General features: G+C 65.8%; 15 protein-coding genes. 9 read left to right on the top strand and 6 right to left on the bottom strand.

Going from position 1 to position 12,800, the window contains the following annotated elements:
- The 4 genes from GWP04_10490 to GWP04_10475 form a co-directional block, all read left to right on the top strand.
- The coding region (locus tag GWP04_10490; GenBank protein ID NIA25979.1) for a hypothetical protein at positions 1–153 on the top strand (153 nt) is incomplete at its 5' end.
- Positions 147–1,688: a hydantoinase B/oxoprolinase family protein gene (locus GWP04_10485; GenBank protein ID NIA25978.1), complete on the top strand. Its 1,542-nt coding sequence runs from the start codon at positions 147–149 to the stop codon at positions 1,686–1,688. The genes GWP04_10490 and GWP04_10485, both read left to right, overlap by 7 nt.
- Before the next feature lie 10 nt (positions 1,689–1,698).
- Positions 1,699–1,938 (top strand): hypothetical protein, encoded by a 240-nt coding sequence (locus GWP04_10480; protein NIA25977.1) that lies wholly within the window; start codon positions 1,699–1,701, stop codon positions 1,936–1,938.
- A complete protein-coding gene (locus GWP04_10475) occupies positions 1,939–2,328 on the top strand; it encodes a hypothetical protein (protein NIA25976.1) in 390 nt (129 codons plus the stop codon).
- A 47-nt stretch (positions 2,329–2,375) separates the two neighbouring features.
- On the opposite strand, the gene GWP04_10470 is transcribed toward GWP04_10475, so the two are convergent.
- Both GWP04_10470 and GWP04_10465 read right to left on the bottom strand, forming a co-directional pair.
- A complete protein-coding gene (locus tag GWP04_10470) occupies positions 2,376–2,738 on the bottom strand; it encodes a hypothetical protein (protein ID NIA25975.1) in 363 nt (120 codons plus the stop codon).
- Between the two features lie 28 nt (positions 2,739–2,766).
- Positions 2,767–3,870, bottom strand: coding sequence for an aminotransferase class V-fold PLP-dependent enzyme (locus GWP04_10465; GenBank protein NIA25974.1), 1,104 nt, complete (start codon positions 3,868–3,870; stop codon positions 2,767–2,769).
- 114 nt (positions 3,871–3,984) lie between these two features.
- Between GWP04_10465 and GWP04_10460 the strand changes: the two genes are divergently transcribed.
- The 4 genes from GWP04_10460 to GWP04_10445 are packed head-to-tail and all read left to right on the top strand — an operon-like array spanning position 3,985 to position 8,334.
- Positions 3,985–5,388, top strand: a complete 1,404-nt coding sequence (locus GWP04_10460) for an FAD-binding protein (protein ID NIA25973.1) — start codon at positions 3,985–3,987, stop codon at positions 5,386–5,388.
- Positions 5,385–6,497 (top strand): FAD-binding protein, encoded by a 1,113-nt coding sequence (locus tag GWP04_10455; protein NIA25972.1) that lies wholly within the window; start codon positions 5,385–5,387, stop codon positions 6,495–6,497. Before GWP04_10460 ends, GWP04_10455 begins: the two co-directional genes overlap by 4 nt.
- Entirely contained in the window at positions 6,497–7,720 is a 1,224-nt protein-coding gene (locus tag GWP04_10450) for a 4Fe-4S dicluster domain-containing protein (GenBank protein ID NIA25971.1), read from the top strand. The genes GWP04_10455 and GWP04_10450 overlap by 1 nt, the downstream gene beginning before the upstream one ends.
- 17 nt (positions 7,721–7,737) lie before the next feature.
- On the top strand, positions 7,738–8,334 hold the full coding sequence (locus GWP04_10445) for a hypothetical protein (protein NIA25970.1): 597 nt from the start codon (positions 7,738–7,740) through the stop codon (positions 8,332–8,334).
- Here GWP04_10445 and GWP04_10440 read toward each other — a convergent pair.
- Both GWP04_10440 and GWP04_10435 read right to left on the bottom strand, forming a co-directional pair.
- Positions 8,327–9,475, bottom strand: a complete 1,149-nt coding sequence (locus GWP04_10440) for an aminotransferase class I/II-fold pyridoxal phosphate-dependent enzyme (protein NIA25969.1) — start codon at positions 9,473–9,475, stop codon at positions 8,327–8,329. The two genes, GWP04_10445 and GWP04_10440, sit on opposite strands and share 8 nt — an antisense overlap.
- A gap of 512 nt (positions 9,476–9,987) precedes the next feature.
- Entirely contained in the window at positions 9,988–10,734 is a 747-nt protein-coding gene (locus tag GWP04_10435) for a crotonase/enoyl-CoA hydratase family protein (protein ID NIA25968.1), read from the bottom strand.
- 54 nt (positions 10,735–10,788) lie between these two features.
- On the opposite strand from GWP04_10435, the gene GWP04_10430 reads away from it, so the two are divergent.
- Positions 10,789–11,343 (top strand): methyltransferase domain-containing protein, encoded by a 555-nt coding sequence (locus tag GWP04_10430; GenBank protein NIA25967.1) that lies wholly within the window; start codon positions 10,789–10,791, stop codon positions 11,341–11,343.
- Positions 11,344–11,430: 87 nt separating this feature from the next.
- Here the strand turns inward: GWP04_10430 and GWP04_10425 are convergent, their stop codons facing one another.
- Positions 11,431–12,312: a GNAT family N-acetyltransferase gene (locus GWP04_10425; GenBank protein NIA25966.1), complete on the bottom strand. Its 882-nt coding sequence runs from the start codon at positions 12,310–12,312 to the stop codon at positions 11,431–11,433.
- Between the two features lie 17 nt (positions 12,313–12,329).
- Positions 12,330–12,800: arginine--tRNA ligase (locus GWP04_10420; GenBank protein ID NIA25965.1), on the bottom strand; the 471-nt coding region annotated here is incomplete at its 5' end.

The raw sequence follows: 12,800 nt of genomic DNA, 5'->3' as shown, positions 1-12,800 counted from the left end.
GTCAACGCCGGCGTGTGGTGGCGACCTGGTCTCGCGCCGGGGACGACCGTCGAAGGTCCCGCCGTGATCGAAGAACCGGAGGCGACCGTGTTCCTCGGCATCGGCGAGCGGGCCACGGTGCATCCCTGCGGGGCACTGGAGGTGGAGTGGTGACCGTTGACCCGATCACGCTCGAAGTCGCCCGGAACCAGCTCGCCGCGATCGCCGACGAAATGGGGCTGGTGCTTCGGCGCACGGCGTACTCGCCGAACATCAAGGAACGAGCAGACTGCTCGGCGGCGGTGTTCGTCCCCTCGGGAGAGATGCTCGCCCAGGCGGAACACATCCCCGTGCACCTCGGTTCCATGCCCGCTTCCGTCGCTGCGGTCCTGGAGCATCTCGGTGCTGAACCGGGCGTGCAGTACGCCGTGAACGACCCGTACCACGGTGGTACCCATCTCAACGATCTCACTCTCGTCCGGCCCGTGTTCGCGTCCGGGACCCTCATCGGCTGGGTCGCCAACCGGGCCCACCACGCCGACGTCGGCGGGGAGGCCCCCGGGTCGATGCCGGCGCATGCAACGACGATCGATCAGGAGGGCCATGTCGTCGTGCCCACCCCGGCGGTCGGAGATGGTGTGTGGATCGATGAGTTCCTCGACCCGTTCCTGGCCGCGACCCGCACACGGTCAGAACGCCTCGGCGACCTGTCCGCCCAGCTTGGCGCCAACGAGGTCGGGGCGCTACGGGTCGCCGCGCTCGCTGAAGCCGAAGGCCTCGACCGATTCGCGGCCGTTACGAGAGCGCTGCTCGCGTACGGGGAACGCAGGATGCGCGCCGCACTGGGTGCACTGCCCGACGGCGAATACCGGTTCACCGACGTGATGGAGTGGGGCGACGAGGACCTGCCGATCTCGGTCGCCGTGCGCATCGAAGGGGAAGATCTTGTCGCCGATTTCGGCGGCACGACCGGCCAGATCGCAGGCAACATCAACGCCGTCGAGGCGGTCACCCGTTCGTGTCTCTACTACGCGGTACGAGTGGCGACCGATCCTTCGATCCCGGCCAACGGCGGCTGCTACCGGCCTCTCGAGTTGCTGGCCCCTCCGGGAACGTTGGTGAATGCCGAACCGCCCGCCGCGGTGGCCGCAGGCAACGTCGAGACCAGCCAGCGGATCGCCGATGTGCTCCTCGGAGCGCTCGCCCAGGCGGCCCCCGAGCGGGTGCCTGCCGCATCACAGGGAACCATGAACAACATCCTCGCCGGCAACGACGACTTCGCCTACTACGAGACGGTCGGTGGAGGACAAGGCGGCCGTCCCGGCAGGCCGGGAATGTCCGGGGTCCACACCGGGATGACCAACACGAAGAACACACCGATCGAAGCGCTGCAGGTTGCCTACCCGCTGCGGGTCATCACCACCCGGCTGCGTCGTGCCGGCGGAGGAGCAGGCCGTTTCCCCGGTGGGGAAGGCATCGAACGAGAGATCGAGTTCCTCGCCGACGCGACCGTCTCGCTGATGGGGGAGCGGCGAAGGGTGCCGCCGTGGGGGCTCGCCGGCGGTGAGCCTGGTGCAGTCGGTGAGGACTGGCTGATCCGGCCGGGATCGGTGCCGGAACGACTCCCCGGCAAGGTCACGTTCGAGGTGCGGGCAGGGGACCGCCTTCGGGTGCTCACCCCCGGTGGCGGAGGGTGGGGCAAGGCGTAGAGTGGGGAGCATGCCAGGGGAGAGCAACGGTGTGTTTGGCCGAGTCCGGTTGGCTTGGTTGGCGCTGATCCTCATTCTCACAACCGTGGCATGCTCGCCTGGTGCCATCGACGCGGAAACGCGGTCACCGACAACGCAAGTCGTTCCTCAGCAGCCATCGGCAACCTACTACCAGGTCGAGTCCCTCGAACAGCTCTACCGAGACTCCGATTTGGTGCTCATGGGTGAGCCGACCGATATCCGGCCCTAGGTGTTTGTGCAGCCCCCTGATCCGGAGGACGTGGGATCGTTGCTCGAGACTGTTTTCGACGGGCTGGTGTTCCGGCCTGTCGAGTGGATCAAAGGTGGCAGCGAACAGGAGGTCGTCGTCCGAGTTGCGACCACGTACCGGAATGCGGAGAGTGGAGAAGTCTTCCTCCGCCTGCAGTCCGACTCGTATCCCTTCACTACGGCCGACGTCGGCAGGAAGTTTCTGCTCCTCCTCTCTCGCCGCTACGCGCAAGAGCCAGACCTGTGGCACTACACGCACGGGTTGTCCGGTGCGTCACGCATCGACGGGGAGGGCAAGCTGGTCGCCCCAGCGTCTCTCCCTATCACAACCTGCTGCTCGAATACGACGGCCGGAACGTCGACGACCTGATCGACGTGCTGCGCAGCTACGGGCCGTAGCGGCAGATCACTCGGCGATCATCCGGACGGCATCGGGGGAGGCCCCTTCTTCAGGGCATCCTGCGGGAATCGGTCGTGGCAGGCCTGCACGGTGAGCATCCACACCGCGAACGCGGGCAGCGGGCTTCCGATCACGTCCACCGCCTCCTGGCCGAGGCGCTCGGCAACGTCGTAATCCCACGCTCCTTCGCGACAGCCGCGCTGGGCGACTTCCACCCAGGCATCGGTGGGTGCCAGGATGCCGGTGAAGTTGACCCCTGTCAGCATGAGCTGGTGCGCAGCCTCCGCGTCGATCGGAACCGTCGAGGGAGAAGAACCTGTGCAGGAAGCCAGGACGACTGCTGCCGCCAACAGGACCAGCCCTCGGTACGTCGAGATCACGAGTCCAGGCTACGCCCCCTTGAGACCGTCAGGTCAAAGCGTCGAGTGCCTGGATCAGGCGCAGGGCGTGTTCGCGGCGCGCTCCCAGGCCCATGAGTCCGATGCGCCAGACCTTCCCGGCCAGGTCACCGAGGCCGGCGCCGATCTCGATGCCGAACTCGTTGAGGAGGTCGTTGCGCACGGCGTCGTCGACACCCTTGGGGAGGCGGACCGAGGTGAGCTGAGGGAGGCGGTACCCGTCGGCGGCGAACGGTTCGTAGCCGCGCTCGATCAGGGCGTTGCGTAGGAAGCGGCCTGCGTCGTGATGGCGGGCCCAACGCGTATCCAAACCCTCGTCGAGAACGAGGCGGAGACCTTCGTGGAGGCCGTAGACCATCGAGATTGGTGCGGTGTGGTGGTAGGCCCGACGCTTCTCTCCGTCTTCCCAGTAGGAACGCAGGAGCCGCGCGTCCAGGTACCACGACTGCACCGGAGCAGATCGGGTTTCGAGCTTCCACTCGGCACGTGACGAGAACGTGATCGGTGCCAGGCCAGGGGGCACGCTGAGGCACTTCTGCGTACCCGAAAAACACACGTCGATGCCCCACGAGTCGACGTCGACCTCGATGCCACCGAGCGAAGTGACCGCGTCGACGATGAGGATCGGGTCATCACCGATCGCCGCGCGCAGCTCGTCCACCGGCTGGCGCATGCCCGTGGAGGTTTCCGCATGGACGATCGCCACGACCTTGGCACCTCTTTGCGTGACCGCGTCCGCAATCTGGTCTGTGGGTACCGGCGATCCCCAAGGAGCTTGGATTTCACTGACGATTCCACCTGCGCGTCTCGCCATCTCGGCGAGACGGGCTCCGAATACTCCCGCGACACCGACGACCACCCGGTCGCCTGGCTCGACCATGTTGACGATCGCCGCTTCCGCTCCCGCCGACCCGGTACCCGAGACCGGGAACGTGAGACGGTTGGCGGTCTGGAATACCTCGCGCAACGCGATCGTGACCTCATCCATGATCTGAATGAAGACCGGATCGAGATGTCCGAGAACCGGCTTGGCCATGGCTGCGAGGACAGTCGGTTCGACCGGCGAGGGGCCAGGGCCCATGAGATAGCGGCGCGGCGGCTGAATGTGGTCCATGATGCCCACGATACCCCAGTCATCAGCAACCCTGGGTTCCCGCCGTGCGAGCCGGGTTTGAGAGTCCCGGGTTCTGAGCGCTTCACCCACTACTCACCGGGTACGATCCTGTCCATGACGCTCGTCGCAGATCTTCAGTCGGCGCTCGACCCGGAGCGCGTTCTCTCCGACCCGCTCCGGCTGCACATCTATGGCAAGGACTCGGGGATGAAGCGGGGCGACCCGACCGTGGTGGTTCTGCCGGAGACGACCGAGGAAGTCGTCGATGTCATGCGCCTCGCGGCGTCTCACGGCTTTCCTGTCGTTCCACGGGGCGCCGGCACCGGTCTGGCGTCGGGAGCGATCGCCACGGGGCCGGCGATCATGGTGGCACTCGCCAAGATGAACCGGATCTTGAAGGTCGATCCGATCGGGGCAACGGCATGGGTCGAGCCAGGCGTCGTCAACCTCGACCTGTCCAAGGAAACGCAGTCACTCGGCCTGCACTTCGCTCCCGACCCGTCGTCGCAGTCGGTGTCGACGATCGGCGGCAATGTCGCCACGGGCGCCGGGGGCCCGCACTGTCTGGCAGAAGGGACGACGGTCGGCCACGTGCTCGCCGTGGAGATGGTCACCGCCGACGGCGAGGTGGTCACGATCGGATCGGAGGCTCCCGATCCGATCGGTCTAGACCTCAGGGCGGTTGTGGTCGGTTCGGAAGGCACTCTTGGAATCGTTACGAGGGTACTGGTCAAGCTCACGCCGAATCCGCAGGAGACCCGGACGGTGCTCGCAGCGTTCGAACGCATCGAGCAGGCGGCGTCGGCGGTCTCGGCGGTCATCGGGAGCGGCATCGTTCCTGGAGCACTCGAGATGATCGACCATGAGATGACGATCGCTCTCGAGAACTTCCTCCACGCAGGTCTGCCGGTCAACGCCGGCGGGCTGCTCCTCGTCGACGTTTCCGGTCACGCCGCCTCCGTTGACGCAGAGCTTGCCGCCGTCGAAGAGATCATGACCGTCGAAGGCGCCTTCGACGTGACCACCGCATCGGACGAGCGACAGCGAGCCGAACTTTGGAGGGGGAGGAAGTCGGCGTTCGGAGCCGTGACCCAGATGGCTCCCGACTACTACCTGCAGGACACGTCGGTTCCCCGCACCAAGCTCGTCGACATCGTCCATCAGGTGTACGAAATCGCGCATCGGCACAACCTCGTCATGATGAACGTCTTTCACGCGGGAGACGGGAACCTCCACCCGATGATCACATTCGACGCAGCAGAACCTGGCGTGCTCGATCGTGTCCGCCAGGCGTCGAAAGAGATCCTCGCGGTTTGTGTCGAAGCCGGAGGAACGCTCAGCGGCGAGCACGGCATCGGACTCGAGAAGCGAGACCTGATGCCACTGATTTTCAGCGACGTCGACCTCGACGCACAGGCATGCATCAAGGAAGCCTTCGATCCGGACGAGCGATGTAATCCCGGCAAGGTGCTGCCCCCCGGCTCGCGCAAGACGGACCAACGGAGCGGCGGGCGATGACTTCGATCGCCGTAGTCCGAAAGCGCCTCGGGAGCCTCGTGGGAGCCCCGGTTCCTGGAGCACCAGAGGGTGCACTGAGCGTCGCTCCCACGTCGGAACAGGAGGCCGCCCGCATCATGCAGGTGGCGAGCGAGTACCGGTTGCCGGTGCTCGTTCGTGGCGGCGGAACCCATCAGGGCTACGGAGCGCCTGTGGACCCGGTAATCGTGCTCTCGACCCATGACCTTCAGACACTGGACTGGCGTCCTGAGGACCTGACGGCCACCGTCGGAGCGGGTGTTCGCGTGGCCGATCTGGAGCAACGACTCGTCGAGGGTGGACAGACGGCGGTCCTGCCGGAGGACCCGGGTGAAGCGACCATCGGTGGGGTTATCGCTGCGGGCATTTCGGGCCACCGGCGCCTGCGGTACGGGCCGACACGCGACCGGGTACTGGGCATGACGCTGGTCACCGGTGACGGACGGATCGTTCACGCCGGAGGCACGGTGGTCAAGAACGTCTCCGGCTACGACCTCTCCCGGCTGGCAGTGGGGTCGTTCGGGCGCCTGGGAATCATCACCGGGGTCAGTCTCAAGCTCTGGCCGCGACCGCAGTCGATCGTCACGGTCGTCGGTGTGCGGCCCGAGAACGCCTTGGAGGTCGCGTATCGGCCCTTTGCGGTCCTCGAGGTCGACGGCCAGGGTTCCGTGGTGGTTGGAGGCCACCCTGCAATGGTGAAGGCCGACGTCGATGCCCTCGGCGGAGAGTCTCTGCCAGGCGCAGTCTGGCCGGTGCCGCTCGAGTCGCCCTTCCGCTGTGTTCTGAGAGTGCCGGCGCGTCTTACCCGTCAAGCTGTCGAGCACGTACCGCCGGAATGGAACTACCAGGCGGCCTTCGGCGTCGGCGAAGTACGGATGGGCACAGAAGATCCGGACGCGGCCACCCTCGCGAAGATGCGAGAGTGGGCGGAGTCTGTCGGTGGAAGGCTGGTCGTGGAAGCCGTTCCCGACGATCTGGCTTTCGACCCGTGGGGCACCGCACCGTCGACGGTCGGTATCCAGCGGCGGCTCGTCGCCACTTTCGACCCGGCAGGAATCGCGAATCCCGGCCGTCTCCCTGGAGGGATCTGATGGTCTGGATCACCCCGGAGGCGCCGGCCCCGTTGGAACTGGCCCAGTGTGTGGGATGCGGCCTCTGTCTCGCAGTGTGCCCCACCTACCGTCTCACCGCAGACGAGACGGCATCGCCTCGAGGGCGGCTGGCGGCCATGGCGGCGGCGGCCGAAGGAATCGTTGCGATCGACGCCACCTTCGACGACGTCATCGGATTCTGTCTCCAGTGCCGGGCATGCCAAGTCGTATGTCCCGCACTCGTTCCGTTCGGGAAGATGATCGAGGGAGTCCGGGCAGAAATCAATGTGCGGCAACCGTCGCTTGTCCGCCGGGCGCGCAACAGGGCCCTGGGGCGATGGGTTGCGATGCCCGGGCTGGTCAGGTTGGGTGTCGGCGCGGCAGCTTTGGCCCTTCGTGCGGGTCTGGGTCGATGGATGCCAAGACTCGTGGCAGGCCTGCGGCCATCCGCCCGCGTCGAGTTGCGCGGGCGAGAGTTCGCTGCGGTCGGACCCGAACGAGGAACAGCCGCCCTGCTGCTCGGGTGTGTGATGGAGTCGGGATTCGCTCAGATCCATGTTGCCACCATTGAGACTCTCCAGCGGGCCGGATACAGAGTTGTCATTCCTCCGAACCAGACCTGCTGTGGTGCCCTCGCCGCCCACGAAGGCGCCGCGCTCGAGGCCCGGCGGCTCGCTCAACGCAACGCGGCCGCGTTCTCCGGAGCCGATATCGTCATCGCCGACGCCGCCGGGTGCAGTTCCCACCTGAAGGAGTACGGACACTGGGCCGGAGAGGACGGAGCGAGCCTGGCTTCGCGAGCCAGGGACGTGACCGAGGTCGTCGCAGAGGCCATCGAGGCGGGGTGGCTTCCTGCCTCGAACGTCGACCGCGGACCCGTTGCGGTGCAAGATCCTTGTCATCTCCGACACGCCCAGCGCATTGTCGACCAGCCACGAACCATTCTGAGGGCCGCCGGATATCGGATCGTCGAGATCGACCAGGAAGGGCTGTGTTGCGGGGCGGCCGGCGCTTGGGGGGTGCTCCATCCGGAGGCATCCGATGCGCTCGCCGAGATAAAGGTTTCCCAGGTCCACCAAGCAGGCTCGACGATCCTCGCATCGGCCAACGTCGGCTGTGAGATGCAGCTTCGTGCCCATCTCGAAGGGTGGTACAGGGTCGCTCATCCTGTCGAGCTGTATTGGGAAGCGGTAGTCGATGACGCCGTGGGCGCGGTAGGCTGAGCGCTTCGGAGGGTTGCGTGCAGGATTACGACACGGCCACGGTTTATATCAGCCCGCTTCGGCGGAGATTGCGCTTGTTCTGGCGCGTGCTCGGCACGACGTTCGACGTCGGGCTGATGGTGGTGGGGAGCGCGCTTGTCGCTCTGGCGGCAGTGGTTCTCCTCGACGGGTTCGGCGTCGTCGAGATCGGTCTCACGACGAGCATCGGCGCCATGCTCGGCTCGGGCCTCGTCATCGCCGTGTTCGGCGCCTTCGCGATCGGCGTTGCCGTAGAGGGTCCCGTTCGCCAACTCCGCGAGCACTCGACTCACGAGATCGAACTGGCCGTTGCCAGAGGACTCTCCTTGCTGGTGACGGGGATCGTGCTGCTCACGATCGGGCGGATCGGCCTCGGCTACATCGGGGACCTGCCCCATGTTTTCGACCAGTCCCTCGAAGTCGTCGTCGCGACCGGCATCGCAGGGTTTACGTGGACGCTGGTCGTCGGCCTCGTGGCACTGTGGGGTGTTCGGCGTGTGTTCGCCGATCGGCCGTGGCTCGATCAGATCGAACTGCCGATGCTCTATGTCGTGTGGGCGGTCGGTGTGGCCGTGGTCTACGGCATGCTCATCTGAGCGAAGCCATCCTGCCGAGCGCCTCCTCGATCGTGGCTTCGTCTTTGCAGAAGGCGAAACGTATCAGTGAGGAGCCGTCTTCACGCCGGTGGTAGAAGGCACTCGGCGGGATCACCGCGACGCCGACCTCGGTGACCAGATGCCGGGCGAACGCCACGTCATCTGAGAATCCGAAGCGGGTGTGGTCGGCCAGCACGAAATAGGTGCCTTCCGGAAGGAATACCTCGAATCCCAGGCGGCCAAGGCCGTCGGTGAGAAGATCGCGGCGTCGCCGGTAGTCGGTGACGAGTTCGGCGTAGAACGCATCCGGTGCCCTGAGGGCAGCGGCTGCCGCGTGTTGGAGCGGTGTGGCCGTCGCGAAGGTCACGAACTGGTGCGCCGACCTCAGGCCTGCGGTCAGCTCGTCGGGGCCAACGGCCCAGCCGACCTTCCATCCGGTCAGTGAGAACGTCTTGCCGAGAGACGAGAGCGTGATCGTGCGCTCCCACATGTCGTCGAGCTGGGCGAGGGAGAGGTGGGTGCCCTCGAACACGAGATCTTCGTAGACCTCGTCGGTGATGGCGATCGCATCGAACTCCTTGCAGAGCGAAGCGACGATTTCGAGTTCTTGCCGCGAAAACACCCGTCCGGTCGGATTGTGCGGCGTGTTGAGCAGAATGGCGCGTGTCTTGGGACTGAAGACGGCACGCAAGTCTGCCTCCTCCAGGGTGAAATGCGGTGGCCGCAGAGTCACGAATCGAGGAGTCGCGCCTGCGAGTGCCACGTCTGCGGGGTATGAGTCGAAGAATGGTTCGATCAGCACGACTTCGTCATCCGCGTTGACGAGGCCCAAGAATGCGGACGCCAGTGCTTCGGTACAGCCGGAAGTCACCGTGACGTGTCGGACGGGATCGACGTGGATCCCGGTTCTGTGCGAGAAACGGTCGGCAATGGCCTTGCGAAGGCGGGAGACTCCAGAGAGCGGGGCGTACTGGTTGCGGCCGTCACGGATCGCCGCGATCGCAGCGTTCTTGACAAAGTCCGGACCGTCGAAGTTGGGGAAGCCCTGGCCCAGATTTACCGCCTTGTGTTCGAGTGCCAGCCGGCTCATCTCGGTGAAGATCGTTTGGCCGAAGGCCTGAAGACGTCGGGCAGTTTGCATCCGCGCAGATTAGGCGCCCGATGAGCGATACAGGGCACGTATTCCCCTCAATGGCAAGGACGCCGCGGGACTTTCCGCCTTTCCAGCTGCACCGGCCCCCCTCCCGGCTTGTTTCCTCCCCCAGGAGGCCCCTAGGGCCGACATTGGGGGAGGTGTCCTCGGAGCTCTGGCCGAGGTCGGAGGGGGTGCTGGGAGGTGCCCTCGGTGCTTTGGCCGAGGTCGGAGGGGGTCTTGGGAGGTGCCGCCCCGGCGACGGAGGGGGGTCCTGGGAGGTGCCGGCCCGGCGGCGGAGGGGGTCCTGGGTCGGGTGTGTGGCCCCCCTCCCGGCTTCGCCGTACTCCCCCCATCGGTCGCTTCGCTCCCTGGGGGGAGAAACATGCCGCTTCGCTCCCTGGAGGGAGAAACGGGTCGCTGCACTCGCGGCGTTCTCCGCCTCGACGCACCCCGGAGGGTGCGCCCTCGTTGTGCGGCCTTGCGAGCGACGCTCACAGCAGCCGATCTACGCACCGGCATCACTCAGCGGACTCCTTGTGCCGGGGGGAGCGTTCGGAGCGGAAGCGGGCGGCCCCTTCGGCGGCGGTGCCCAGTGCCTCGATACCGAGCCGGCGCTCGAGAGCGAGGCCATCTGCAAGAGGCATCCCGAATCCTCCAAGGAGAGCGGCGCGATCCGAGCGAACGGTCGCCTGCGGGAAGGAGGCGATCTCGTTGGCGAGCTGGATTGCGGCATCGAGATGGCTTCCTGGGGGTACGACACGATCGACCAGGCCTATTCGGTGCGCCTCGTCTGCGCCAACCGATCGCCCCGTGAGGATCATGTCGAGGGCGCGCCCGACACCGACCAGCCGCGGGAGGCGCTGCGTGCCACCATCGACGAGCGGCACACCCCACCGGCGTTCAAAGCAACCGAACACGGCGTCTTGATCGGCCACTCGGAGATCGCACCACAGGGCCATCTCCAATCCTCCGGCCACACAGAATCCTCCGACGGCGGCGACCGTTGGTTTCGTGACTTCGAGCCTGGTGAATCCGAGGAATCCCTCGGGCCGGTCGAAGAGGTCGAAGTCCGTGAGGTCGGCTCCGGCGGAGAAGTGGCCGCCGGCTCCTGTGAGGATTCCGACAGCGGCGGTGTCGTCGGCATCGAACCGCCGCCACGCGTCGAGGAGTGCATCGGCGGTTTCGCGATTGATGGCGTTGCGTCGATGCGGGCGGTCGATCGTGATGACCGCGACCTGTCCCGTTTGTTCGTAGTTGACCGGCATGGTTCCCTCCTTCGCCGTAATGATGAAAGCACGTCCCTCCTAACATCGGTCGTCATGAGCGACGCTCGCGAGCACTGGAACCGCCGATACGGCGAAGGTTGGCCGATGGAACCGTCTCCATTCCTGGAGTCGATTGCGGATCTTCTTCCTCGATCGGGCCGCGCCCTCGATGTCGCAGGGGGGAATGGTCGCAACGCCCTTTGGCTGGCCGATCGTGGGCTGAGTGTGACGGTTGTGGATGTTTCCGACGCGGCATTGGCAGTCGCCGCGGATGTCGCTCGAGCTCGCGGACTCACTCTGGACCTGGTCAACGCCGACTTGGAGACCGATGATCTTCCCGCCGGACCGTGGGACCTGATCGTCTGTTTCCATTACCTGCAGAGGAGCCTCTTCCCGAAGATGGCCGAGGCTCTCGCGCCAGGTGGTGTGCTCGTGTGCGCAATCGCGACGGTCAGGAATCTGGAGCGGCACCCGCGGCCTCCTCGTGAACACGTCCTCGACGAAGGCGAGTTGCCGGGACTGGTGAGAGGCCTAACCGTGGTCTATTACGAAGAAGGCTGGTTCGACGACCACCACGAGGCCCGCCTGGTCGCCACCCTCCATGCTTGACCTGCGAGCCCAGGGCACGTAGGTATCCCAGGGGTACCCCTGAGCCCTGGGTTCGGGAGAAGGGTCACGCTCCGTGGGGACGCCGAATCAGGTGATGGGACGCTCGTAGACGAGGAGTTGGTGGCCGACGTCGAGTCCCGCCCTTCTCGCCGCCTGATCCGTCCACGTCGCCTTCGGCAGGAGGAACACGATTCGCTCAGCGGTCTCCGACGCCCTGTCGATCGCCGCACGGAGAAGCCGATACACGTCATCAGGGGCGGCCATTACCCACGAAACCCGGAACGTATCCGATCGATCGTCGTCGACCTCACCGATGAGCCATCCTGCCGGGCAGACCCACAGTGCCCGCCGTCGAGCCGCAGCGACCAGATCTCGCGCGTGCATACGGCGCCAGGTCCACTGTTCGGTGATGAACCCGTGGCTCACGACCGCCATCGATCCGACAGACCATGCGAGGTAGGCGGGTCCGGCTTCCGACTCGCCTGCAAGGGTGAGGCGATCGTCGGACGGAACATGGCTGCCTCCGTTGCCGGCGACTCTCGGTGCGGCATCGCCGACGGGACGCTCCCACATCGTCCACCTGGAAACGTTCCGGAATCCTGATCGCGTCACCTGGGCCTGAGCTGCAGTGTTCCAAACCTCGGTGACGAGTCGCAGGACCAGGGCGCCCTGCTTTCTCGCCCACTGCTCGCCGGCCTCGGTGAGGCGAGACGAGATCCCCTTTCTGCGGTGGTCGGGGTGGACTCTTGCTCCCTGGCCCCACACCTCGGTAGGAGAAAGCAGGCTCCACCGCGCCATGGCGATCGGTATGTCATCCGGGCCGACGGCAACGGCCGTCTGGCCTCGCGGGTCGTTCAGCCACTGGTCGAACTCGTCGGTGACATAGTCGCCCCAGGTGAACGTGGTCCGTGTGAACGCAGCAATGGCCTCTTTGTCAGAGGCAACGGCGAGACGAATCCTGATCTCCACAACCCGAGCGTACCGACCTACATTCGCTCCGGCACAGAGATGCCGAGAAGATCGAACGCGAGGGTGAGTTCCCGAAGGGTCACGGCGACCAGACTCAGCCAGGAACCGCGGCGTTCGGTGTTCTGCTCACTGAGAATGTGGCACTGCTCATAGAAACGGTTGAAGCGGGTTGTGAGATCGTAGGCGAACTCGGCGATATGGTTCGGCGCCCGCAACTCGGCTGCCCTCGCGAGCGAGTCGGGCAGGCGAGCCAGGAACAGCATCAGGTCACGCTCGACATCGGTGGAAGGGCTCGTGATCGGTCCGGGAACGAACCCGTGCTCGGCGGCCTTGCGCAGGATCGACCGGATTCGAACCGCGCCGTAGAGCAGATATGGTCCGGTCCTCCCCTCAAACGAGCTGAACCGGTCCAGATCGAAGACGTAGTTGGACGTGCGGTGATTGCTCAGATCGCCGAACTTCAGCGCGGCGAGTCCGACTGCCTTCGC

The organism is Gammaproteobacteria bacterium (assembly GCA_011682695.1).
Classification (GTDB): Bacteria; Actinomycetota; Acidimicrobiia; order Spongiisociales; family UBA4744; genus BMS3Bbin01.
The sequence above is the reverse complement of the archived record's forward strand: the minus strand, read 5'-3'. Positions and strand labels throughout refer to the sequence as shown.

Excerpts from the sequence above, each read along its gene's own strand:
- GWP04_10480 (NIA25977.1), top strand. The coding sequence starts at position 1,699 with ATGCCAGGGGAGAGCAACGGTGTGTTTGGCCGAGTCCGGTTGGCTTGG.
- GWP04_10450 (NIA25971.1), top strand. The coding sequence starts at position 6,497 with ATGGTCTGGATCACCCCGGAGGCGCCGGCCCCGTTGGAACTGGCCCAG.
- GWP04_10430 (NIA25967.1), top strand. The coding sequence starts at position 10,789 with ATGAGCGACGCTCGCGAGCACTGGAACCGCCGATACGGCGAAGGTTGG.
- GWP04_10455 (NIA25972.1), top strand. The coding sequence starts at position 5,385 with ATGACTTCGATCGCCGTAGTCCGAAAGCGCCTCGGGAGCCTCGTGGGA.
- GWP04_10465 (NIA25974.1), bottom strand. The coding sequence starts at position 3,870 with ATGGACCACATTCAGCCGCCGCGCCGCTATCTCATGGGCCCTGGCCCC.
- GWP04_10440 (NIA25969.1), bottom strand. The coding sequence starts at position 9,475 with ATGCAAACTGCCCGACGTCTTCAGGCCTTCGGCCAAACGATCTTCACC.
- GWP04_10435 (NIA25968.1), bottom strand. The coding sequence starts at position 10,734 with ATGCCGGTCAACTACGAACAAACGGGACAGGTCGCGGTCATCACGATC.
- GWP04_10460 (NIA25973.1), top strand. The coding sequence starts at position 3,985 with ATGACGCTCGTCGCAGATCTTCAGTCGGCGCTCGACCCGGAGCGCGTT.